Source organism: Paenibacillus sp. UMB4589-SE434 (assembly GCF_030226685.1).
Lineage (GTDB): Bacteria > Bacillota > Bacilli > Paenibacillales > Paenibacillaceae > Paenibacillus_B.
Genome location: NZ_JASOYK010000001.1, coordinates 1,150,627 through 1,174,795 on the forward strand (window position 1 = coordinate 1,150,627; position 24,169 = coordinate 1,174,795).

Below are 24,169 nucleotides of genomic sequence, written 5' to 3' on the forward strand. Positions count from 1 at the left end.
TTGAAAGATTTACGAATATTCGTTCTTATACTCACTAGGTGTTACGCACATATACTTTTTGAACACTTTAGAGAAATAGGTACGGTCTGAGTAACCTAGTGTCAGTGCTATCTGCTCCAGCGTGTGCCCAGATGTTTTTAACATTTGTGAAGCAATGTTCATTTTGTACTGATGTACATAATCAGTGAAATTGCTGCCAGTCAAGCGTTTGAAATAGCGTGAGAAGTAACTTGGATTCAAATACAAATAACGCGCAATATCAATGGAAGTAATACTATCGGCTAAATTTTGATCGATATAATGTTGAATTTGCTGTAACTTAGGTTCATAGCTGCTAGCTTGTGTACCTCGCCCTTGTTTCCCCTGTTTATCATTAGACATGGCCATCGCAGTTAGCGGGCGTTCCGCTAATGCAAGCACATCAGCAAGGGTCCGTGACTGCTCTATATAATTGTAGATCGCTTCATTGAGTCTAACCGAAGCTCCAATCGTCAGCTCGCGTAAGCAAGCTTGCAGCTCATGCAGGAATGCAGCAGGTTCAATCATTCTCGCCTGAAAATGTTGCTTCATATTCCCAATAATACGTTGTATGCCATCAATATCATGAATAGCTAATGCCTGCTTCAGTTCAACTTTATAGTTATCCAACTCCCCTGCAGGCAATTGCAACCTTGTTCGCCCCATCGCCTGCTGCTGATCAGTAATCAGCATCGACTCCCCACCATAAAACTCATATTTATGGCTTAATAAGGAGTGATAACACGTACCCAGTTGCTTAAGTTGCAGCTTATCACTAACCGCGACGCTTACCAGCTTCAATTTCATATATTGTGTAACTCGCTCTTTCAATTTTTGCAAATAGCTGTTGAAGTGCAACACGTTGTTATCTGCTAAATTATCGTGATAGTTATACACAATGACAAGATGCTGCTGCTGCAAAAATGGTGTGATCCCTTCATAGTTTCGTGCTAGCTCTTCCGCAATATTGTAGGCGGCATAACAAATTAACGATAACGATTGCTGTGAGTAATGTTCATCGTAACTAGCATACTGTACGTGAACAAGACTGAACATATAGAAAGGACTGTTCCAACTTACTCCAATGCTAGCAGCATAATTAAGGATTTCGTCAACATTCGTTCGATCAAGCACTCTCTGTAATAAACCTTGTTTGAATAACTGTGAATTATAGGTTGAAGGTTGTACACTTACAGACGAAGATTGCTTTTTCAGTAAGCTCAGCGACTTCGACAAACTTTGCTGCAACTGCTCTGCTGTTAACTGATCTTTAATTAAATAATCGTCAGCCTGAAGCTTAAGCGCCTGTCTCGCATAGTTGAAGTCTTCATGACAGGTTAAGAAAATGACACGTACATCCGGTTTGATTTGGCGAAACTGTTCTGCTAGCTCAATCCCATTCGTCTGTGGCAAGCCGATATCCGTGATCACAATATCTGGAACGGTCTGCTGAAACAGGTGGATTGCTTTTACACTGGAATACGTGGCAGCTACAACTTTCGACTGTAATTCTTCCCAATCTATCATTTGCTGCAACAATTTGAGCATTGGCACATCATCATCAATAAGCATCACTTTGTATATCACTGGTTGTCCCCCCGCTTGATGTCACTGGAATCTGCATCCGTGCCGTTATCCCATTATACCTGTTATGTGCAAAAGAAAGCGTAGCATCTGAACCGAAAGATAGTATCAAGCGTTGAGCGACATTAACCAATCCGACCCGCTCATAACTAGGATCAGGTTCATCACTGCAGCGCAGCACGCTTTCATTCAGCCGATGCAACATTGATTCATCCATACCTGCCCCATTGTCAGCAACCTCAATAATGATTGTATCTGAGTCATGATAGACGGATATCCAAATTTGAGATTGCTTGCGCATAGTATCATTGCCCAATATATCCTCTATATCTACATCAGTGTCGACAAAGCCATGTATAATCGCATTTTCAACTAACGGCTGTAGTAATAACTTTGGAAACTTAAGCAACTGCAATTGTGGCTCTACATCGACTTGCAGTTGAATTGGAATGTCACTGCGCATTTGCATAATATCAATGTAGTGAGCCATTAACTCACACTCTTCCTGCAAGGTTGCCAATGTATTAAATTTCATATAGGCACGCAGTAAGCTCATTAAAGAGTCAATCCTGCCACTATGCAGTCGATCATCCTGCAGCATTAAGCTGCACTTAATTGAATTAAGTGTATTCAACAGAAAGTGGGGACGAATTTGCATAAACAGCGCCTCCAGCTCCAACACGCGTCTTTGCTCCTGCTGCCGCTCCATCTCATAAATGGACTGTTGCAGCTGATCCAACATCAAGTTAAACGTCTTACTCACCGCTGCTAGCTCATCTTCTCCCTTAACTTGTAACCTGACATCTAGCTTACCGTTGCCAAACTGTCCTGCTACCTGCTGTAATTGCTCAATTGGACGGTGCAGTCGTTTAGAGATCAGCAGCGCAAATAAAGAAAATATAAGGACAAAAAGCATGACTTCAGCAGCACCGATATAAAGTGTTCTTGAAAAGATACCTCTAAACGTGTTGTTGCTCATCTCATACACAAGCTTCCACCCGTTTTTGCTCAGTACGACTTCGGAACGCATACGACTGTCCATCTTATTTGTATCAGATGCAAGCAATTGTGTTGAGCCAGCAATCCGCTCACCATGATCATCTAAGAGTGCAACATCCCATGACTTAACCGATTTTAATGCATTTTCGAAATAGGACTGTTCAATTCCAATCAGCAGCACTGCTGTATGCCCTTTACTGACACGATCATAGATGACACGAGCAATATAATATTTACTCGCGCCTTCTTCTTCGAGTAGTCCTAACCACTGTAGCCGTTCTGGCTGTTGGAAATTAATTTTGCTATACAATTCGGGCAAATGTGGTAATAATTTAGCCGGCTCATCATCTCCTGAAGGGATAATAAAATGCTGGCGGTTAATTAAGTACATATGCGTCTGCCTATTCAACGTTTTCGAATTGATAAGCGAAAATACAGCTTTGATTTGTGAGAAATTCTCATAATCAGCAAAACTATTTAACTGCTTCACATCCGCAAATTGACGCAAGCTCGTTTTGAAGCCTGTATCGTTTACAATATAATGGGAGGCAAATGTAGCATCATCGATCGTTTTGCTAAATTCTGCACCGATTACATTCAACATGTTTTCGTTCGTTGCATGGAGCTTATCCAGCATCGATTCTTTAATTAAATAAAACGATTGCACAGATACAGCTACCATCGGTACGATAATAAACAGCAAGAAGGAAAGTAACATTCGTTTATAATAAGTTAAGTTGAACATGATGTTTGCGTCACTTCCCTTCCTTTGACATCCGTTACTGTTCAGACCAAATCATCGACTTTATCTTCTTATTTCTATTTACGCTCATACCAATAGCCAGGAATACCGCGTGCAAGACGCATTAGTGCTTCTAAGTAATAATAATCGCCCCAAATCATATAATCATCCGGGGACAAACCACCATGGACATAGTACGAGCCATGCTTAAGCAAACCTTCCGCTGCATCGTCACCAATTGTACCGTAGTTGCTAATCAACGACTCCATACTGGTTGCCAGCATCTTCTCGAAATAGGGGCGATCAGGGTCAGCATCATCCAGATGTGAGATAAGCTCCACCAGTCCGGCAGCTACAATCGCTGATGCTGAACTATCGCGGTACGTATCAGCCGTCACAGGTGCGTTGAAATCCCAATAAGCAACATTGTCCTCAGGCAAATGCTCAAGGAAATAGCGCGCCATGCGCTTAGAAGTCTCCAAAAATACGGCATTTCCCGTATATCGATAGGAAAGTGCAAAACCATATACGCCCCAAGCTTGCCCCCGCGTCCACGTCGAACCATTGCTATGGCCCTGATGAGTGGCACCACCGATTGGAACACCAGTCTTGGGTTCAAAGAAGAATGTATGATACGAGCTATCATCACCTCTAACGATATAGCGCCGCGTTTTCTCTGCTTGGATTTCTGCAATTTCTCGATACTTCGGATCACCGGTCTGTTCGCTTGCCCAATACAACAATGGCAGATTAAGCAAACAGTCGATAATGATACGACCCGCTTCTTGCTCATTATCTTGCGCTCCCCAAGCTTGAATGTAGCCGCTGCCATCGCTCGTGTTACGCCAACGATTCAATAAATGATCAGCTGCATCCAGTGTCAACTCACGAGCACGATCATCGCCTGTAATGATCCACTGCGCTTTGGCAGATAAGCTGTATAGGAAGCCAATATCATGATGGTCCAATACAACTTTTTGCTCCAACCGCTGACGGAAACTAGCCACTGTAGCTTCTGCTGCCTGCCGGTAACGTTCATCTTGTGAATACTCATAGCACAGCCACAATATTCCCGACCAGAAGCCATTTGTCCAGTCGTTGTTATCGTTTAGTTGATATTTCCCATTAAGGCTAATATGCGGAAACTGAGTTCCAAACTTATCAATATTGATTAGCGTTTTCGCTAGAATGTCTTCAATTGCTTGTGTGTAAAGTTTATTTGCTTGCATCACCGTTGTTTGCGTTCCCTCTGTAGACATCTGCATTTCAGTCCTCTCTCAGAAAAATAACTCAATGCTAACTATATGATAGCGGAAACATCCCGCATAATGTAAGCGTATTTTTTTGTAGATGTGTGCACAATTTTTACCTTTTAATTTATTTTTCTTACCTTCTATTCACTTTCACCGTTGTCGTTTGCTCGTTATAGTGCACAATTACTTGATCTTCTGTCAGCTTCACCTCAGGCAATTGCGACTCGCAACCAGCAGGAACTCCTGCCATCACACTTACTAATACATGTGTGCCTGGCTGAAGTTCTGCACGCAGTGCAGGCATCAATGTACGCTCATAGAATAGATTGGTGTTAGGCTCGACGCGAATCATCTCCGCTTGTGTGAATCCTGTAACCGCCTTGGCGATGGTGATCCCGACAGGCGAATCGAAACTTGCCCAGCTCGCCTCGACTACAGCTGTGTCGTCACTGCTAACCGTGGCAAACGGCGCAGAGAAACTGGCATCATAAGCAATTAATGCGCGGCTGGTTTCCAACTCATGAATGCGTACGTGGCTGTCACCACAAGGGACAATCGTACTCCGAATCATAACTCCCGCTTGCGGCTGCCAGTTATGCACAAGTCGATCTTCATGCAGCTCATAGCTCGTATCGAGCGGCTTATCACGAAAATGTACGCCATCCTCACTAACAGCAAGCACACTATCAAAAGCACCTTCGTAATAGTAATAATTACTGCGCGGCACACTAAAGCCAAACACAGTCGAATAGGCAAATTTAGAGTACTTGGCGCAAGCATGGTTCTGATAGCCAATAAATTGACCTACCGGATACATAAGCGCATGCTGCGAATGATGCGTATGTTCAATCATCGCCTTCATGCTTGGCAGCGACAGTCGACCCACTGATACCTTTTGCTCTACTTCCTCTGCCTGCCAATACGGATGATCATCCGAAACAGCAAGCAACAAGAAACTTTTGAACGCCCAGTATGGGGAACCCGCACCATTGTAGCCCTCGCCCATGACCAAGTTTTGATAATGATAGCCTACGCTTAGCACGCCATCTGCCGTAAATATATTATGATTCATCCAGCTTCGCATATTGCGCGCATACAAACCTTTAATAACGCCCCATGGTAGCGCTTCAACATCAGCCAACACAAGCGCACTCCAGAAGCTGGCTTGCGCAAAGCGATACGCTAGACTGCGACCGAAAGGAATCGCCTCTCCCTTGCTATCGAACCAATACTGGTAGCTGCGCGCAAAAAGAATAGCCCGCTCTTTTAACCTAGCCGCCCGCTCTGGGTCTTCATCTCCCATAAACGTAACATAGATTAAACTATAGTAATGAAACGCCCATGGGATGTAATAATCAAACTGCTGATCCACACCGTCAAAATACCAGCCATCGCCGACATAGCACGACTCAATCAGGGCAAAATCTTGTTCAATCATCTCCTGAGAATAATTCATGCCTAGCCGTTTCAGTGCCACATTAACTAAGATACGAAAGAAATGCCAATTATTCGGTGCCAAACGACGTTCATTAATTTGCCATAACCAGTCTGCCAAATGCTGCTGTTCCGTCTCGGATAGAACATCCCACGTTTTGTCTGGTGCAAGCAGCAGTGTAGTTGCGATCGATGCCATCTCGACCAGCAGCTGATCTCCGTCCCTCATCTTACCATAATAGTGTTCGCTGTGCGGGTTGCAGCACGCCGCAAGTCCATGCATCCATTGCTGTCGAAGCTGCTCGTCATCATAATGGACGAGAAAAGGTCCCAATCCCCACAATATTCTTAAGAATCCTTCGGCATCTCTGCGACTTTCGGTATAGATCGTGCCGTGGGTTCCTAATGCTAAGTGTCCCGGCTGTTCTGCTGATCGTGACCTTAGCGGCTGTACTAACGTCAGTAGTGCTGCCGCTATATCGTCACGATTTTTCCACTGCATTTTACGTATTTCTTCTATCACGATTGTTCTCCCTCTCTATCCGTTTTAACAGCAAGACAAACCTCTTCACTCCCCTTGCGCACCTAACGAAATTACAAAGACTAACAGCTAAATGCTACTGTTAGTCTCCATTTTGATCTTCCTATTCGAAATTAAGGCTGCTTACCGATATAGGCAAGAATTCCACCATCAACATATAAAATGTGCCCATTGATAAAGTCACTAGCTGGTGAAGCTAAGAATACCGCAGGACCTGCTAAATCCTCCGTTTCGCCCCAACGCTCAGCAGGTGTCTTGGCAATAATAAACGAATCAAAAGGATGACGGCTGCCATCAGCTTGAAGTTCACGCAACGGCGCTGTTTGTGGCGTAGCAATGTAGCCTGGGCCGATACCATTACATTGGATGTTATATTTGCCATATTCAGAAGCGATATTGCGAGTTAACATCTTGAGCCCGCCTTTAGCAGCAGCATAAGCAGACACGGTCTCCCGCCCTAATTCGCTCATCATCGAGCAAATATTGATAATTTTACCGCCACCTTTGTTCATCATCCCTGGAATAACCGCTTTGGAGACAATAAATGGCCCGTTCAAGTCAATATCAATTACTTCCCGGAACTCCTCCGCACTCATTTCGATCATTGGAATCCGCTTAATAATGCCAGCATTATTGACTAGAATATCGATAACTCCAACTTCCGCTTCAATCTGCTGCACCATCGCTTGGACACCTGGCTCGTCGGTTACGTCGCATACATATCCATGTGCATCAATTCCTACTTCCTTATAAGCAGCGATACCGCGTTCTACACCTTCTGGCTTGCGATCATTAAATACAACTTTTGCACCCGCACGCGCCAGAGCGCATGCCAATTCAAATCCAATCCCATACACTGCACCTGTAACGAGAGCTACCTTACCATCAAGGCGGAAACGTTCTACCGAAAATTGTGACATTTTAATACTCCCTTCTCTATATACCATTTCGATTCATCTATCTACTTTAGTTCGTCCATAGCGACCATATCCATATCGGTATACGTGATATTCTCGCCGCACATTGCCCAAATAAATGTATAATTGCTAGTGCCTACGCCAGTGTGAATGGACCAGCTTGGACTAATAACAGCTTGCTCATTGCCAACAACGAGATGCTTCGTCTCATCCGGTTTGCCCATGAAATGAAATACCTTGTTGTCAGCTTCCAAATCGAAGTATACATACGCTTCCATGCGTCGCTCATGCGTGTGGCACGGCATCGTATTCCAAGCGTTACCTTCTTCTAGGTGCGTATAGCCCATTTGCAATTGACATGACTGACATACATTCGGATGAATGTACTGATAAATTTTGCGCTTATTCATTGTGTTCTCAGCACCGGTCTCCATTGGCTTAATGTTATCAATGGAAATACGTACATTCGGATATTTGTGATGAGCCGGACTAGAAGCAATATAAAACTTTGCTGGATTACTAGCATCTTCACTAGCAAACAGCACTTCTTTTGTCTCTTTTCCGATATAATAGCCATCCTGATTGCTCATCGATTCACGTACACCATCAATCGTAATAAATCCTGGACCACCGATATTAATGACACCTAGTTCACGACGCTCCAGAAAATAATCAACACCCAAATCTTTACTAAGCTTAATCTCCAACGACTCTTTCGCAGGTGTTACGCCACCAAAAATCAAACGGTCATTATGCGAGTAAGTCAAGCGAATTTCACCGGGAACAAACACCTGCTCCACTAAAAACTCCTTGCGCAATTCTTCTGTTGTCATGCGTGCGATCGATTGAGGTGCATACGCATAGCGTGTCTCCATAGTTTGCATATTTTCTAGTTCCTCCCGATTTCATAGACTTGGAATCATCACAATGAATAATGCGATCATTCGATATTGGATCTACAACCATCATAGTGAATGCATTTAACAATAGTAAGCTAATTATTTTGCCCGGTTGTGAACAATTTTGACTTTATTGCCTATTCGAATTCTTTTTTTCCTTATAATGTATACTAACTCAAGAGTAACCTACGCTAAGCTTACTGTAACGGTAGCTCCAAGCGGGATATCCAGCTGATAGGTATGTGGTGCAGGCTGTGTTGCGGCCACTGCCGTTAATGGCTTATCCATACAAAAAGTAAGCGGAACCGCACTATAAATAACACAAGGATTACCAATCGTAGACGTTATCTGCGCCTGTTGCAGCTTGCCTGCCCGCCATGCCATATCAATGGTAAAGCCACCCCGAGCACGTAAGCCAGTAACATGACCCTGCTGCCATGCAAGTGGCAAGGCTGGCAGCAATCGGATTTCATCCCCGTGCGACTGCAATAACATCTCTTGTATCGCTGCTGCTCCACCAAAGTTGGCATCAATTTGGAATGGAGGATGGTCACCGAACAAGTTCGGATGTACCGCTTTGCATAATAAATTACGTAGACTCAGATGTGCCTGATCTCCCTCATCTAACCTTGACCAGAAGTTTGCAATCCACGCTTGACTCCAGCCTGTATGTCCTCCACCATGGGCTAAACGCCGCTGCAACGTGAATCTAGCAGCTTGTCCGAGTTCAGGGCTGCGATGAGGAATGATCTGTTCCCCTGGATGCAAAGCAAATAGATGAGAAATATGGCGATGCCCCAGCTCTACTTCATCATAATCAACCGCCCACTCCATAATTTGTCCATGGCGGCCGATTTGCGGCTGTGGCAGCTTACTGCGCGCTTGCTGCCATTGTGCCATCAGATGTTTGTCCGCTTTGGCCTCCTGTTCCATATTCTCTTCTATATCCAATTTCAACAGTTCACCTGCACGGATACATGCTGTAAACAACGCATACAAAATTTGCGAGTCCATCGAAGGACCATAGCAAAGCGCCCCGACTTCACCTTGTTCACTACGATACGAGTTTTCTGGTGATAGAGATGGTACGGTCACCAGCTGTCCTGATGGCAGCTCCAATAAGAAGTCTAAGAAAAATAACGAGGCTTCTTTCAACACGGGATACGCACGTTCGCGCAAGAATGAAAGCGAGCCATTGTAACAATAATGCTCCCACATGTGTAGCGCAATCCATGCGCCACCCATTGGCCACATATTGGCGCTCACATATTCACCGTAAATGCCTGTATCGGCCCACAGATTGCTGCTCGTGTGGGCAACAAATCCGCGTGCACCATAAATGTTGCGTGCTGTTTGGCGTCCATTGATGACTAAGCGTTCAATAAAATCAAATAGCGGCATGTGACATTCGGCTAAATTCCCCGTCTCGGCAAGCCAGTAGTTCATTTGCAAGTTAATGTTTAGATGATAGTCCGATTCCCATGGAGGCGTATAGCTATCGTTCCAAATCCCTTGCAAGTTAGCTGGTAGAGTTCCCGGTCTGGAGCTCGCAAGCAGTAAATAACGCCCGTACTGATAAAACAGAGCCTCCAGTCCATTATCAGCTGCACCTTGCCGGTATCGCTCTAATCGCTCTGACGTCGATAAGGATTGCTCTCTCGGAATCTGCTGCTGTAGCTCGGTTCTGCTTCCTTTTTCCGCTTCCAAATCTAACGTCACACGGTTAAACAACGGCTTATAATCATCCAAGTGCCGCTGCTTCAATGTCTCATATGGCACTTTAGCTGCCTGTTTCGCTTGTTGCGAAGCAACAGCATAAGCATCATCACAGCGGAATGAAGTCTGTGCTGCTACAATGAGCGTGACTGCACGAGCTTGGCGAATATCAAGATAATTGCCCGCCGTCTGACACTGTCCACCTTCAACTACTGCGCGCAACACAACGGCATAACGTACGCCATCTGCTCCTAGTTGTCCTTGCATGGCAATAGCTTGCCTATCATCGGACTGAATAATTTTACCTGTGAATGGTCTACGATCGATTTTAGCCGCAAAGGTTAAGCCTGCTGCAGCGGTCGTGGTCATCCGGATGACCATCACTTGATCAGCGGCACTAGAAAATATCTCGCGGCTGTACTGAATTGCATCTTTCTGAACCTCACCTACTGCCTTAGTTGCCGTTCTTCCTTCCTTATCTTGGCATGCCACTTCATAATTTACCTGAACCAAAGCATGCTCCAAATCTAACTCACGACAATAATTGTTGATTGCATGAACCTCTATATCCGAATCAAAATCCAAGAACAAGTTACCTAATGTCTGATAAGGGTTGAAATATTGTGGTACGTTAGTCATATGCTTCAACACTAACTTTTCTGCCTTGCGCACGTTACCCTGCAGCAGCAAGTTTTTAATTTCCGGCAGCGTCGCCTGCGCAGATCTGTTATTGTTATCTCTTGCACCACCATACCAAATCGAATCTTCATTTAATTGAATCTGCTCACGCTGTATACCGCCATATACAACGCCCCCTAAGCGCCCATTACCGATTGGAAACGCTTCCGTCCATTTGCTAGCCGCTGTCCGCTCAAGCAAATAATAGCTGCTCTCTTCATTGCGGGTGCATTTATTTATGTCACATCTGACATGATTCATTAAGCTACCCTCATTTCTTTAAAGAATCCTGTGTAATAGCTCGTATTCTATTCCCAATATCGTACTTCGCACCATTATATCGACATTCCACTAAAAAATAGATGCACGATTATGACCATGTTTGTGTCGTTTATTGACCTATCGGAAGTTTCAACTGCATACATCATGCTCAATTCAAATCATGTAACAACCAATACTCATTAGACGTTTTTTTCTGGTCATACGGCACAAAAAAAATCGGACGATTCATACTTGCTGACTCGTCCGATCCTCATATATCATTTCGAATGATTTAGACAGTGCTTTTGCGTTGTCCGTAAGATTTGAACTTCTCTACCATATGATGCATTTCTGCATCAGGTAGCACTATAGGTTCGCCGACACTCTTCGCGAGCACGTAAAGTTGCGCACAGTATTCCAACTCCTCAACTATGTTGAAGGCATTAAGCAAATCTTGTGATCCCGCCAATACGCCATGGTTGGCTAGGATAACAGCTTTACGTCCTGCCATCGCTTTCGTGGCATTAACCGCTAACTCATGTGTACCAAAGGTGGCATATTCGGCTACACGTACACTTGGACCTGCAACAGCAATCATATAATGGGTAGCTGGCAGTTCCCAACGCAAGCAGCTAAGCACAGTTGAATACATCGTGTGGGCATGGATAACAGCATCCATATCATCACGCGTTTTATATTGTGCTAAGTGCATTTCCCATTCCGATGAAGGCAGGCGCATGCCTTCGACGACATTACCATCAAGGTCGAGAATAACGATATCTTCGGGTTCAATCTCGTAAAAATCAATACCTGTAGGCGTTATGGCCACAGTCCCCTGCTTACGATCGAAGATGCTAAGGTTGCCGCCCGTGCCTTTCGTCAAGCCGTTCTCGACTAGCTTTTTTCCGTATTTTATCAATTCATGTCTTGCTTGTTCCATTAACATCTCTTGTTAGTTCCTTTCTATCTTTCGATTGGTCTCTAATCGTTTATGTAACCGTTTTTGTAACCGTTCTTGTTGATACACCGCATAACTTGCTCCCTAGCAGGATTGTAGACTCGTTTCCAAATTGAATCTATCCTTTCGTGTACTTGCTAGCTTCATTTTGACGGATTTGGATCGCTATATGCAAGTAGGATTGATCCTCACGAGCAAATTACGACATAAATATAAAGAAAAGAGCAAGCAGCAAGGCATACATGGCCTTACTACTTGCTCTTTATATTTTATATCTCTTTTGCCTGACGATAAGCACTAACATAAGCGGCAGCTTTCTTCCGAATCAACGAAAAATCTTTGTTCTTTACGGCTTCATTCGTCAAATCGGAACCGATCCCTACCGCAACCGCTCCGGCTTTTATCCATTCACCAAGGTTATCCAACGATACACCGCCGGTTGGCATAATGTTAGCCTGCGGCAATGGGCCTTTGATCGCCTTGATTACGGATGGCTCATACAGGTTGCCTGGGAATAGCTTGACGATATCGGCGCCAAGCTCAAGCGCTTCATGAATTTCCTTGATGGTCATTGTTCCTGGCATCACCGGTACACGATATCTGTTACACAAGGTTACGGTATCAGCGCTAAGGCAAGGAGACACTACGAATTGGGCACCGCTAAGAATCGCCGCGCGTGCCGTTTCAGCATCCAACACAGTCCCTACGCCAATAATTGCATAAGTAGATTCATCCGATGAATCCCATTTATATGTTTGAGCTAGTTTCTCAATAGCTTTTAACGCAAACGGAACTGTCATCGTAATCTCTATCACTTTAATTCCGCCACGTATCGCTTCCTCGGCCATTGCAACAACTTCTTCTGCCGTTTCACCGCGAAGTACGGCAACGACACCTTCCTGTACAATCTTCTGAATAAGCTGCATTTTCTTCATATCGTTCTCCTCACCCATCTCTTTTTTACTTCATCAGAAATTCATTTCCGTTTACCAAATACCTTATCGCTCAACATGCGTCTTACCGGCAAGCAATCGCTCGATTTGTGCTCCACTAGGGAGACCTTCCCAATCTCCAACATTCTGGATTACCTGTGAGCCGATCAAATTACCGAGACGAACCGCCTCCACAAGACTATTATCTCGCAGCAAACCAGCTAGAAATCCGGCACAAAAGCCATCTCCAGCTCCTACAGTATCGACTACATGATCAACCTTGTAGTAAGGAACCGCTGACAGTTTACCGTTCTCCAGAATATAGGTTTTGTCCTCGCCACCTTTAATAATGCTAACAGCGGACAGCTCACTGAGCTTGGCAACGATCTCATCCATCGATTCCGTCTCATACAACAGTTTCAATTCATCTAATCCCGGTAAGAAATAATCTGCTTTTAGCGCCAATGGCAAAAGAACCTTTTGTGCTGCTTTAACATCCCATAGCTTTAAGCGCAAATTCGGATCGAAGCTTACTTTGACTCCGTGATACTTCGCAATGTCCATTGCTGCTGCCGCTGTCTCCGCGCAGGATGTGCTTAACGCAGGTGTGATCCCGGTAATATGCAAAATCTTTGCTCCTGCAATATATTCCTCATCCAAGTGCTCAGGCGTCATTTTACTAGCAGCCGATAGCTTGCGGTAATAATAAACAGAGCTTCTTCCAGCCGTATTCTCTCGAATCATGAGTCCTGTTGGAGCTTCATCTGTGAATGAAGCACGTGTAACGTCTACGCCTTCTCCCCGCACCATCTTATAAATCCGCTGCCCGAACGGATCATCTCCAAGCCGGCCGCACCAGCCTGCGGAATGTCCAAGTCTTGACAAACCGATCGCAACATTTGTCTCAGCTCCACCAAAGGATGGCGACAAATTCGATGTGTACTCAAGACCTTTTCCTCCCTCGGCGATCAATAGGGCCATACTTTCCCCGAAGGTGACCACTTCCGGATGAGAATTTATATTGTTCATTCACCTTCACCATCTCTTTCTATCTATCCGATAATCCTAGCTTTTATCTTCTGCCGCTTTATAGGCTGCATTGACAGCCGTGTACATCCAGCCTACAAATCTATTGCTAGTTACCACATATAAGCTTCCTATGATTCGTCCTGAAGAACCTGACTATAAAACACCTCGAATGTGGACAAGTTTGGCCACCAACGTGAGCCTGTGATTTGAAGGCGTAATCGACTGCTGCTTATGGCTGGAAAATGGCAAATTCGCTTGTGGCCGATAATCGTACCATCCAGAATTGGCCGCCACTCCCCTGTGCCTGCACCTGTATTCGTGCCTGCCTCTGTAGTTGCAGCAGCATCAGCTTGCCAATACTCCAAGCTGAAACGTTCAATCCGCTGCGTATAGCGATACTCCTGCAGTACGATATGATCGAACGTTTGCGCTTTTCCTAAGTCGACAGTGATACTCGCCACCTCTGTACCTTGCTCAGGTGCCCAAAACGTATCTCGATTGCCATCTAAGACATTGGCAGCTTCATGTCCAGCCATCGCTTCACTGGCCGTAGCAGCTGCATCACACGCCACATTTGTCTCAAACGTATTACGAATCCAAGCCCCCAACTCCTCTAACCGCTGCACATCATTCTCGTGTAGCAGACCGCGCGTATCAGCAGGAATATTTAGCAAGAGTGTTGCATTACCTCCGACCGAACCATAGTATACATTCCGCAGCTCATCCAGCGACTTGACTTGATCATCTTGACTCGCATGATAGAACCATCCCGGACGAATCGATGTATCTACTTCTGCTGGATACCAGACAAGCTCCGATACGTTGGCGATAATGTCGCGGCTACCTAAGTCTTCATCTTCTGAAGTGAAACGCTTGGCGAATTCAGCATGATCTTCCTGCTGTGAATGTTCCTGAATTCGCTCCTTATCCTGCAGCTGCGCAGGTACTACGCTCCACTCCGACTTGCGACAATGCCCCGCCTCATTGCCACACCAGCGCACATCCGGTCCACAAACCGAAATACTCGCCTCTGGCTGCAATTCACGAATCAGTGCATAATAGCCATTCCAATCATATACCTGCTTTTTACCGTTAGGCCCTTCACCGCATGCCCCATCAAACCATACACAAAAGAGATTCCCATAATCCGTCAACAGCTCGCGCAATTGACTTTTGAAATATTCATTGTAAGCGGGGGAATCCCCATAACAAGCCTCATGACGATCCCAAGGTGATAAATAAATTCCAAACTTCAACCCGCCTTCACGACAAGCATCAGCCACCTCACGAACGACATCACCCTTGCCATCTTTCCACGGGCTATTCTTCACCGAATGCGCTGTATACGCACTAGGCCACAAGCAAAACCCATCGTGATGCTTACAAGTCAGAATCAGCCCTTTCATCCCAGCAGCCTTGCACGCGCTCACCCATTGTTGTGCATCGAACTGTGTCGGATTAAAAATATCCGGCTGCTCTTGTCCACTGCCCCATTCCTGATCCGTGAACGTATTTACTGTAAAATGTACAAAAGCATAAAACTCCATCTCTTGTATCGCCAACTGTCGCTCTGACGGCCGCACCAACGCTGCCGCTTTAACTTGCTCAGTTCTTATAGCTCCACTGCTGTTAATAACCATCGCCCCCCTCTCATCTTCCCTTAGCAATATATTGAAGGATATAAAAAAGATATAATACGTATCTATATAGAAATTAAAAAACTAACTAAGGTACATAATAGCAAACCAAAGATAGGTAAAAACATGTATTATTTTTTTATAAACATGCAATATTTTGACCTTAACATCGAAAGCCAAGATCCTTAAAATCAGACCTTGGCTTTCGATTGTTTATTTTAGCCTTTATTAACTCTAAAACTCTAAACTGGAATTAACTTACGGAACATTCACTTTTGACCGCTTATCTACAAAATTCAGCATCTCTTATTTCAAACCATTTAACATGCGTAGAATTAAAGTAACTGCTTCGGCTCTAGTTGTAGAAACATTAGGATTAAATTTACCATCCCCATTCCCCTTTATCAGACCAGCTTTTGCAGCTGCTGCTACATAGGGTTTGGCCCATACTGGAATCTGATCTGCATCATCAAATGTCAGCGTCACATTTGGATGTACTTCAAGACCCCGTGCACGGACAATCATAACAACGAGCTCACTTCTGGTCATTTCTTTATTTGCACGGAATGTACCATCTTCATAACCTGAAATATATCCCGCTTTTGCAAGTGCTTGAATGAATGGCTGTGCCCATACTGGTGTTTGACTTTCATCCACAAAACCAAATGCTGTATGCACTTGCTCCAATTTCAGCGCTCTAGCTAACATAGTTGAAATCTCACCGCGAGTTATCGTACCATTCGGCCTGAAAGTTCCATTCTCATAGCCTTTTACAAAACCAAGTTCAACTGATTTTTCAATGGCAGCCTTAGCCCAATGATCTGTGATGTCTGACAAATCTACTTTAGGCGTTTCTGGATCAGTAGGTTTCACTGGTTCTATCGGTTTAGTTGGTTCTGTTGGTTTAGGTTTAGGATTAGGTGTTGGTGTTATTGGACCCGGTGATGGTGTCGATCCGCCACCCGTAGAGCTAGCTTCAGTCCTTACCGTTACAGGGAGACCATCACTCCAGTTTCCTGCTGTATCACCCGCTTTAACCTCAAAGTTATAGCTCGTGTTTGCTGTTAGACCACTGACAGTATAGCTCGTAATATTACTTGGTAATTGAATGAATTCAACACCATTCTTGTAAATCTTATAACTTATTACACTTGTATCATCCGTTGCTGCTGTCCATGAAAGTAATAGACTCTTTTCACCAACACTTGAAGCTAATAAATGTGCACCTTGCGGCCATGTAGGTGCGGTTTTGTCTACCGGTATATCGTCTTTATACGCTGCTGTTACTTTAACTGCTTCACCTGGCATGATGAACGTATACTTGTTAGTGTTTGTTGTATCTTTGGTTAATGTCAGGCTTGCTGGCGTTACGATCCACTTTTCGAACGCTTTACCCACAGGTGTATCCAGTGTAACAGTTACGATTTCACCCTTCTTGGCAGCCTGTTTATCTGCTGTTACACCTTCCACAGTTACGGTGTAAGTCTTTCCGAGATCAAATGTTGTCGTGTACGTCCTGCCAAGCGATCCTGAAGTGTTGATTTCAATGCTAACACCATCTTGTATCGGTGTAACTTTCATGCCCGCTTCTGCAGCTAGCAATGTCAAGTTCGGTTGGTGAACTTCAATCGTTACTGTGTTCTGCTTTTGCGTTGGGTCGGATATCGCAATTGTCAGTTCACCACTGTCTTCTTTCATGATGACAGCAGCAGCGGATTTGGCATTGATACTCCCGACAGAACCCGCACTCCAAAAATTCGCAGTGGTGATCCCAAGCTGTTTATTGCTCACTGCCTGAACGGTTGATGTATTGCTCAGCACTTTGACTGCTGGTTGTTCACTATATGCTTGTGTTTGTGCCGTCGTCATACCCGGAAGCAACACATACTCGTAACTAGCTGCTTGTGGATTAGTCCCATGTTCAAAGGCAATGCTAGCATAGTTGCGTGTCAGCTTATCTTTCGATTGAGCGTTGTTAATGTCATACCAAGAGCCTGTTCTCGCCTCCCGTACGACATGTAGTGTAGGCGCAGTTGGGAAGTAATAGCCCATATCTGCACCAGAACCTGCACGATTGCCCGCCAGGTGCGCCCAGTTTACATCGTCAAGATCTGCTGCATAATCCAATGCTGTAGGCACCTGCACCCCGTTAATTATAAATGCGTTATCACCGCTGCTATTCAACTTACGATTATCAACAATCGTCTCTACCGGTTTTACAGCGGCCGATGTTTTACTAATATCTGTACCGAGGGCTACAATTTCATCGTCGAACATAAACCATGATTTCTTACCACTTAAATCACTACCCGTTACTTTCGTTAATGAGAAATCCATGCCGCTTGCACTATACAAATGGTCTAGTAATGCGCCGCCAACATGACTTTTCGTATTGTAATAATAGGCCCATTCGCCTGGCATCTTCCCTTCTCCAGAACCGTCTGTCGTCGTGCCTGGCAAACGGAAACTATTAACCGTTGCCCAAAATCCATCGCGATATTGCAATAAGTCTTCATTATAAATATAGGTCATGCCAAGAGCAGTATCCCAACCTTTTAAATTCTCTTTATTGCCCATCTCAAAGGCAGAAATGCGGTCTGAGAACATACTTAGCCCAAAAGCATAATTCGGACGATGATGCGCAACACGGGCCATACCGTTGAACATGTAACTGTGCGACAGCTCACCGCGCGGTGCAACGGGATCATTCATCACTTTCTTCAGCAACACCACACTATAAATCGGCAAGCCTTTATAGTAATCATCAAAGGTTGTATCCTTGCTTACCCATTCCTTAACCATACTACGTATGTTAACGCTAACTTCTGGAGGTGCACCCTCTGCTAAACTTGCTAAAGCTACAATCGTACCGCGAGCCGTACCCGAATCTTTTCTGGAGATCCCCCGACCGTTAACCATATCCATGTACAGCCCTTTGTAAATAACTGGTTCAAACGTATCACTCACCCACTTATAAATGTTAGCTACACGTGGGTCAGTCACTGGCCATGGTGAATTGTTGAGCAAATAGGTGATATCCGCCGTGCGGCTGAGCCAAACTGCACCATAGCCAGCCGTATAAGCGATATTCGCATGCTGCACCAGTGAACCATCTTCATATACACCATCACCATTCGTGACATAGTTGTATTCTGATGCAATTGAATCCCGTCCTTGCGTAATTTTAGCGCTATTCCTACCAATTACGCCGCGAAGAGTTACAACAAGCGCTTTGTCCAGCAAATTGCCACCGGTCTCGATCACGGAGCTATTTTGCACCCGCTTTGTTGGGTTAGGACAATATTTATCAATTGTCCGTATAAAGTTGCCTATTTGCTGATCATTCAACTCATCATACATAAGGATCAAACAATCATTTAACAGCTGTGGTGCACCGATTTCAAATCCCCACCAGCTGCTAGAACTGCTGTAGGATAAACGCTCGTTATAACGCTTAGCGTACATCCAATCCAAGGCACCTATAATGGCATCCCGCAGCTGTGGATCGTGATAGAAACGGGAAGATTCTGTATTGTAAGCGGTTGCCATTGTTTTAATACGAGTAAACTCGCTAACAATGTTGTTGGCATGCTGCTCCTTCGTATCAACGCTATCCGTAAGATCTGACCATAAATATTTGCGACTGTTATCATTAGTACTAAGTGTATCAAGATAACCACTCTTCGTGGCATTGGATACACTATTGTCCATCTCAGCTACTAGTGCCTGAATAGCAGGATCAGCAGCAAGGCTAGCATCTGCAGCACCGACTAACTTCTGCTTCCAGCGTGAACGCAATTGGTCATAAGCAGCTGTTGTTTCTGCGGAGTCTACACCAATGTTACTTTGTGCCTTTATCATCTGGTCTTCTGTTGCAGCAGTAATTGTAGCTACACCCGCAGCAACTGCTGTTACATTACCAACTTGATCAACAGCAGCTACGTTCTCATTGGTAGTACTCCATATTACTTTGGGAGATGGTAGGTGATTTGGAGTGATGGATAATGTAAGCGGTTTCGTTTCTCCAACCGTCATCATCCTTGCCGTCGGTTCAAGCGTTAACCCCGTTATGCCGTCATATTCCTCCAGTCGAATGTTATCAAACCACACTTTGCCTGTGGAATTTTCTAAAAACAATTCAACAAAAAATTTGGCACCACCAACAGGCACCGTAAAAAAAACTTGCTGCATTGTCCAATCATTCGTACCATACACTTTCGTTGAAATAGGTCCATCTATTAATTTTGAGTTAGAAGCATTCTGCACAGAGGTGCGAAAATAAACGCCGCTGCCACCTGCAATATTTTCGGTTTTATACCATACTTGTAAGCGGTAAGATTTACCGGCCTCAACAGGTGCCTTTGTATTAATAGATACGCGGCTTGTTTTGGAAGCATCAATCAACAGCGATTGCTGACCACTATACTGATTATAGGTATCGACCGATACACTTACTGTCCTACCAACTGGTTTACCAGAACCTACAGGAATCCATGTGTCCCAATTAATTGGTGCGGGATTTGTATCCGTATATTGCGTCCAAGTCCCACTCGGCACCGCTGTCATTTCGAAATCACCATTTGGCACAACATTATTAGTATTAGATGACATCGCCACACCTGTACCAACAGGCAACAACGTGACTACTATCGTAATTACTAGTAACAAACTTAGTATTCTTTTCATCACTCTTCACCCCAGCCCTGAGCATATACTTCAAAGGCGTCCCTATCCACGCTATTTACGTTATATATAGCATGGAATGTAGAGACGCCTTGTTTCAGCGGATTACTACTTATGATGTTACTTACTAATCGTTACTTGTTCTCTTTTTCCTTAATAATCTTTGTTGCTTCTTCAACCATCCATGCTTGTACTTTTTCAATTGGCTCGTTGCTAAGCATAAATTTGCTGAAGCCATCGCCGATCACTTTTGTTAAATCAGCACTCGAAGTGGTTAGCACCTTGGAAGCATCCAAATACTTAATATCGTCGCCAAACAGTGTGGATTTTAACGACTCTACATCGTACTTGTCCGTGTTTTTACCGATCATACGCTCCAATAGTGCGGTTTGATCTGCTTTCTTCCAACCGGAAAACTCTAGTCTATTCGTTGAATCTGCTGTAGACATAAAGCGCATCAGCTTATATGACTCTTCCTTGTGCTTCGTTGTTGAACCCATTGCTAATTGCGAACCGCCAACAAAGTATTTACCTTCCTCATATTCTTTAGGCAAAGCATTCTTTGGAGGCAAAGGAACTGGCGCGAAAGCAGTCACAAAATCATGTGGATACTGCTCAAGATTACCTGGATCAGGAATCGTGAAGCTACCTGACATGATCGTCGCTGCACTTCCACCGAAGAATTCACTGCGATAGTTAAGCTTAGCTGCTAAAATATCCGCGTAAGGTTTCGCTGACTTATCTACGCTCTCCATGTCTTTACGCAGTTGGAAGAAGTACGGATAGGTCGGGTCAGCCAGAATTGTACTGCCATCGTCATAGCGGAACGGATCTTTCATAACCGTTTGCGCTGGGGCATTCATATACAATTCCCATGTATGGAAATATGTGCCGTATCGTTTATCTACGCCTTCACCTTTTGTGAGCTTCTTCGCATAGTCACGATAGTCATCCCATGTCCAGCCGTACTTAGGAACAGGCAGTCCCGCTTCATCCAACGCATTCTTATTGAGCATTACATACGTATAACCTGATGTATATTGCATCCCGTAGTATTTGCCATCTACTTCTGGATTTACATAATACTCATCTGTCGCCTTCAAAGCTTCTTTATCATAGAATTCATTCAGTGGCGTAAATGCACTGCGAACTGCTCTTTCAACGACCGCTGATGAACTTGGTAATTGAACTACGTCAACTTCATCTCCTGACGAAATCAGAAAGTCTAACTTCTTCAGCATTTCCAATGAATTACCTGGAACGAGCACGACATGTTCGACTTTAATACCAGGGTTAGCTGCTTCAAACTCACGCAGCATTGCGTCTGTAGCGCCTTCTTGGGACTCATTATCCCAGTTATAGTACTTAAGCGTCACTTCTTTTGCCCCAGAATCTGCACTACCGTTCGATTGTGCTGATTCGTCAGCAGCTTTGCTTCCACAAGCGCTTGTAAACATCATTAATGCTAGCAGTATGCATGTGGAAATAAGAAGATTACGTTTAGCTTTTCTTGCCATGTGCGAATTCCCCCTCATGTATTGTCTTAATCAAGACACGTGTTAGCGCTTACAGGCACAGTATATAACGTTTGGAACTTGCTTGCGTGTACAATTTTGTGTTTGTACGATAACGATTTTGACCTATTAGAAGACTCTAATGATGTCTACGGAATGATCATGAGTCTGTATGTCCTAACCTTTCACACCACCAAGGGCGATCCCATCAATAACTTGTTTCTGCAATACAATAAACACAATCAACAGAGGAATAATCGCTGACACTGCCGCCATCATCATAATTGCATCGTTGGTCGTGTAATCATCCCTAAACAATGTCATGCCTAGCGGAACGGTATACAATGATTTCGTTTGCAAGAAGATTAACGGATTTTGATAATCATTCCACGACCAGATGAACTTAATAATCGCCACCGTCGCGATCACGGGCTGACAGAGTGGAATCATAATCGAAGTGAAGCTACGCAGGTGCCCTGCACCGTCAATTCTAGCAGCTTCCAAAATATCATCACTCACACCGGCCATAAATTGACGCAGTAAAAATGTAAAATAGATTGAAAACATCCCCATAAATATTAGTGCTGCATGTGTGTCATATAACCCCATCCAACGAATCAGCATGAAGCGAGGAATGAGCGTCGCTTGATCAGGAATAATCATCATGGCTAGCAGCATGGCAAATACGAAGTTTCGACCGCGAAATTTTAGTTTCGTAAATGAATAGGCTGCCATCATTGATATGATTAGCGATAATACAGTAACGATAATCGATATTTTAATTGAATTCAGATAAATATTGGCGAACGGTACATTTTCCATCCATACTGCCTTAAAGTTGTTAATCACGTTGATGGAGCTCGGAATCCATTCAATCGGAAAGCGCATCACATCTTTTTCAAATTTGAATGCCGACGATACCATCCATATTAATGGAAAGATGAAAAAAATGGACAATATCCCCATTAACACTGTAGCGACAATTTTAGAAAATTTATTACGTAAGTTTAGCATCAATATTCTCCCCTTTCTATTAAAATGATTCTTCTTGGCGCATCTTCCACGTTGCCGCCGTAATCAGACCGATAATCGCAAATAACAGCCAAGATATTGCAGATGCATAGCCCATATTGTAGTTGACAAAACCTTCTTGATAGATGCGGAATACAATTACCGTTGATGAATTATCAGGGCCGCCTTCGGTCAAATACGAAATAATATCGAACACTTTAAATGAACCAATTAGCATCGTAATGAGCAAGAAGAACGTCGTTGGTCGGAGCAGCGGGATCGTGATATTGAAAAACTTCTTCAGCCCCGTCGCCCCATCAATTTCTGCCGCTTCATATAATTCTTCGGAAATATTGGACAATCCCGCCATATATATGATAATCGTATAACCAAGCCCTGCCCACGAACTAATAATGGCAACCGCGATTAGTGATGTTTTCGGATCAACGAGCCATTTCGGGGGATTCGATACACCAAGATCCATTAGAATTTGATTGATAGGGCCTAGTGAAGGGTGGAACAAAATGCTCCACACTGCTGCCACAGCGATAATCGAAGAAATGTAAGGTATGAAGAATACGACTTTAAAATAACTTTTAAAGTACACTTTACTATGAATAACAACCGCTAGCACAAGCGCAATCGCTATCGGCAATGGCACGGTTAACACCGTATAGACTAAGTTGTTGTATAATGCCTTCCATATGGTCGGATCTTGAAATAAATGAATGAAGTTTTGCAAACCGGCAAATTTAATTCCTGATACCCCGGACAATAAATCCCAATCTGTAAAACTTAAATACAACGAGAAACCAAGAGCAAATACATTAAGCAGCAACATACCTACAATTTCCGGCATTAAAAATAGCCACCCAACTAATGCTTCCTTTCTCCGTGGCGACCAAAATTTCTTCACTACGTGCTCCACCTGCTGCTTCGGGAGCTGATAACTTGATTTTGTCTGTTCCACTTATGATGTCACCTCAGCTTATAATTTGTTGACTTCATCATAAGCGGCAGACAAGGGAGAACAAAGGATGGATTATGACCTTGTGTGGGTAAAATTTTGACCTTTGTCATGTAAGGACAAAGGAGGGCCTAAAACCTGCTGAGGGAAGTCAATGTTTTTTTAGAAGCTTATTGAGAGCTGCGATTTCAGCAACTTTTTTTTGAAAAATGTCTCTAATACAAAAAAATGCCTGTAATCCATACAGGCATTTTTTAAAGCTATTCTGTTGAATTTATCACCAATGACATGGCAACATGCCTGAGTTGTTCGACCGATTCCCTGACTTCAAATTCATCAAATGGGCTTACTAATTATCAGTCCATTTAGCTACACTAACAGTGACCTGTTCGATTT

The 24,169-nt window shown here is 44.0% G+C and carries 15 protein-coding genes; all 15 read right to left on the bottom strand.

Annotated features, from left to right (window positions below):
* Nucleotides 1-9 precede the first annotated feature (9 nt).
* Nucleotides 10-1,605 carry a response regulator transcription factor gene (locus tag QP775_RS04910; RefSeq protein WP_285104083.1) on the bottom strand — a complete coding sequence of 532 codons (1,596 nt, stop codon included), beginning with the start codon at nt 1,603-1,605 and terminating at the stop codon, nt 10-12.
* On the bottom strand, nt 1,580-3,319 hold the full coding sequence (locus QP775_RS04915) for a sensor histidine kinase (RefSeq protein ID WP_285104085.1): 1,740 nt from the start codon (nt 3,317-3,319) through the stop codon (nt 1,580-1,582). Before QP775_RS04915 ends, QP775_RS04910 begins: the two co-directional genes overlap by 26 nt.
* Nucleotides 3,320-3,420: 101 nt before the next feature.
* Entirely contained in the window at nt 3,421-4,608 is a 1,188-nt protein-coding gene (locus QP775_RS04920) for a glycoside hydrolase family 88 protein (protein ID WP_285104086.1), read from the bottom strand.
* Between the two features lie 121 nt (nt 4,609-4,729).
* A complete protein-coding gene (locus QP775_RS04925; RefSeq protein ID WP_285104088.1) occupies nt 4,730-6,553 on the bottom strand; it encodes a DUF2264 domain-containing protein in 1,824 nt (607 codons plus the stop codon).
* 131 nt (nt 6,554-6,684) lie between these two features.
* Nucleotides 6,685-7,491 (bottom strand): gluconate 5-dehydrogenase, encoded by an 807-nt coding sequence (locus QP775_RS04930; protein WP_285104090.1) that lies wholly within the window; start codon nt 7,489-7,491, stop codon nt 6,685-6,687.
* Nucleotides 7,492-7,532: 41 nt separating this feature from the next.
* Nucleotides 7,533-8,363 (bottom strand): 5-dehydro-4-deoxy-D-glucuronate isomerase, encoded by an 831-nt coding sequence (kduI, locus tag QP775_RS04935; RefSeq protein ID WP_239328660.1) that lies wholly within the window; start codon nt 8,361-8,363, stop codon nt 7,533-7,535.
* A 210-nt stretch (nt 8,364-8,573) separates the two neighbouring features.
* Entirely contained in the window at nt 8,574-11,042 is a 2,469-nt protein-coding gene (locus tag QP775_RS04940; protein WP_285104092.1) for a glycoside hydrolase family 95 protein, read from the bottom strand.
* A gap of 292 nt (nt 11,043-11,334) precedes the next feature.
* Entirely contained in the window at nt 11,335-11,988 is a 654-nt protein-coding gene (locus QP775_RS04945) for an L-fuculose-phosphate aldolase (protein ID WP_285104094.1), read from the bottom strand.
* A 281-nt stretch (nt 11,989-12,269) separates the two neighbouring features.
* Nucleotides 12,270-12,935, bottom strand: a complete 666-nt coding sequence (locus tag QP775_RS04950; protein ID WP_239327774.1) for a bifunctional 2-keto-4-hydroxyglutarate aldolase/2-keto-3-deoxy-6-phosphogluconate aldolase — start codon at nt 12,933-12,935, stop codon at nt 12,270-12,272.
* A 63-nt stretch (nt 12,936-12,998) separates the two neighbouring features.
* Nucleotides 12,999-13,961 (bottom strand): sugar kinase, encoded by a 963-nt coding sequence (locus tag QP775_RS04955; RefSeq protein WP_285104097.1) that lies wholly within the window; start codon nt 13,959-13,961, stop codon nt 12,999-13,001.
* 128 nt (nt 13,962-14,089) lie between these two features.
* Complete coding sequence (locus QP775_RS04960) at nt 14,090-15,601, bottom strand: alpha-L-fucosidase (RefSeq protein WP_285104099.1); 1,512 nt, start codon at nt 15,599-15,601, stop codon at nt 14,090-14,092.
* Between the two features lie 303 nt (nt 15,602-15,904).
* On the bottom strand, nt 15,905-20,284 hold the full coding sequence (locus QP775_RS04965) for a polysaccharide lyase family 8 super-sandwich domain-containing protein (RefSeq protein ID WP_285104101.1): 4,380 nt from the start codon (nt 20,282-20,284) through the stop codon (nt 15,905-15,907).
* Nucleotides 20,285-20,415: 131 nt separating this feature from the next.
* Nucleotides 20,416-21,798, bottom strand: coding sequence for an ABC transporter substrate-binding protein (locus tag QP775_RS04970; RefSeq protein WP_285104103.1), 1,383 nt, complete (start codon nt 21,796-21,798; stop codon nt 20,416-20,418).
* 174 nt (nt 21,799-21,972) lie between these two features.
* Entirely contained in the window at nt 21,973-22,809 is an 837-nt protein-coding gene (locus QP775_RS04975) for a carbohydrate ABC transporter permease (protein WP_239327779.1), read from the bottom strand.
* 19 nt (nt 22,810-22,828) lie between these two features.
* Nucleotides 22,829-23,776, bottom strand: a complete 948-nt coding sequence (locus QP775_RS04980; RefSeq protein WP_285104106.1) for a carbohydrate ABC transporter permease — start codon at nt 23,774-23,776, stop codon at nt 22,829-22,831.
* Nucleotides 23,777-24,169 lie beyond the last annotated feature (393 nt).

Excerpts from the sequence above, each read along its gene's own strand:
- QP775_RS04970 (WP_285104103.1), bottom strand. The coding sequence starts at position 21,798 with ATGGCAAGAAAAGCTAAACGTAATCTTCTTATTTCCACATGCATACTG.
- QP775_RS04940 (WP_285104092.1), bottom strand. The coding sequence starts at position 11,042 with ATGAATCATGTCAGATGTGACATAAATAAATGCACCCGCAATGAAGAG.
- QP775_RS04930 (WP_285104090.1), bottom strand. The coding sequence starts at position 7,491 with ATGTCACAATTTTCGGTAGAACGTTTCCGCCTTGATGGTAAGGTAGCT.
- QP775_RS04965 (WP_285104101.1), bottom strand. The coding sequence starts at position 20,284 with ATGAAAAGAATACTAAGTTTGTTACTAGTAATTACGATAGTAGTCACG.
- QP775_RS04955 (WP_285104097.1), bottom strand. The coding sequence starts at position 13,961 with ATGAACAATATAAATTCTCATCCGGAAGTGGTCACCTTCGGGGAAAGT.
- QP775_RS04915 (WP_285104085.1), bottom strand. The coding sequence starts at position 3,319 with ATGTTACTTTCCTTCTTGCTGTTTATTATCGTACCGATGGTAGCTGTA.
- QP775_RS04950 (WP_239327774.1), bottom strand. The coding sequence starts at position 12,935 with ATGAAGAAAATGCAGCTTATTCAGAAGATTGTACAGGAAGGTGTCGTT.
- QP775_RS04945 (WP_285104094.1), bottom strand. The coding sequence starts at position 11,988 with ATGTTAATGGAACAAGCAAGACATGAATTGATAAAATACGGAAAAAAG.
- QP775_RS04960 (WP_285104099.1), bottom strand. The coding sequence starts at position 15,601 with ATGGTTATTAACAGCAGTGGAGCTATAAGAACTGAGCAAGTTAAAGCG.
- QP775_RS04920 (WP_285104086.1), bottom strand. The coding sequence starts at position 4,608 with ATGCAGATGTCTACAGAGGGAACGCAAACAACGGTGATGCAAGCAAAT.
- kduI (WP_239328660.1), bottom strand. The coding sequence starts at position 8,363 with ATGGAGACACGCTATGCGTATGCACCTCAATCGATCGCACGCATGACA.
- QP775_RS04975 (WP_239327779.1), bottom strand. The coding sequence starts at position 22,809 with ATGCTAAACTTACGTAATAAATTTTCTAAAATTGTCGCTACAGTGTTA.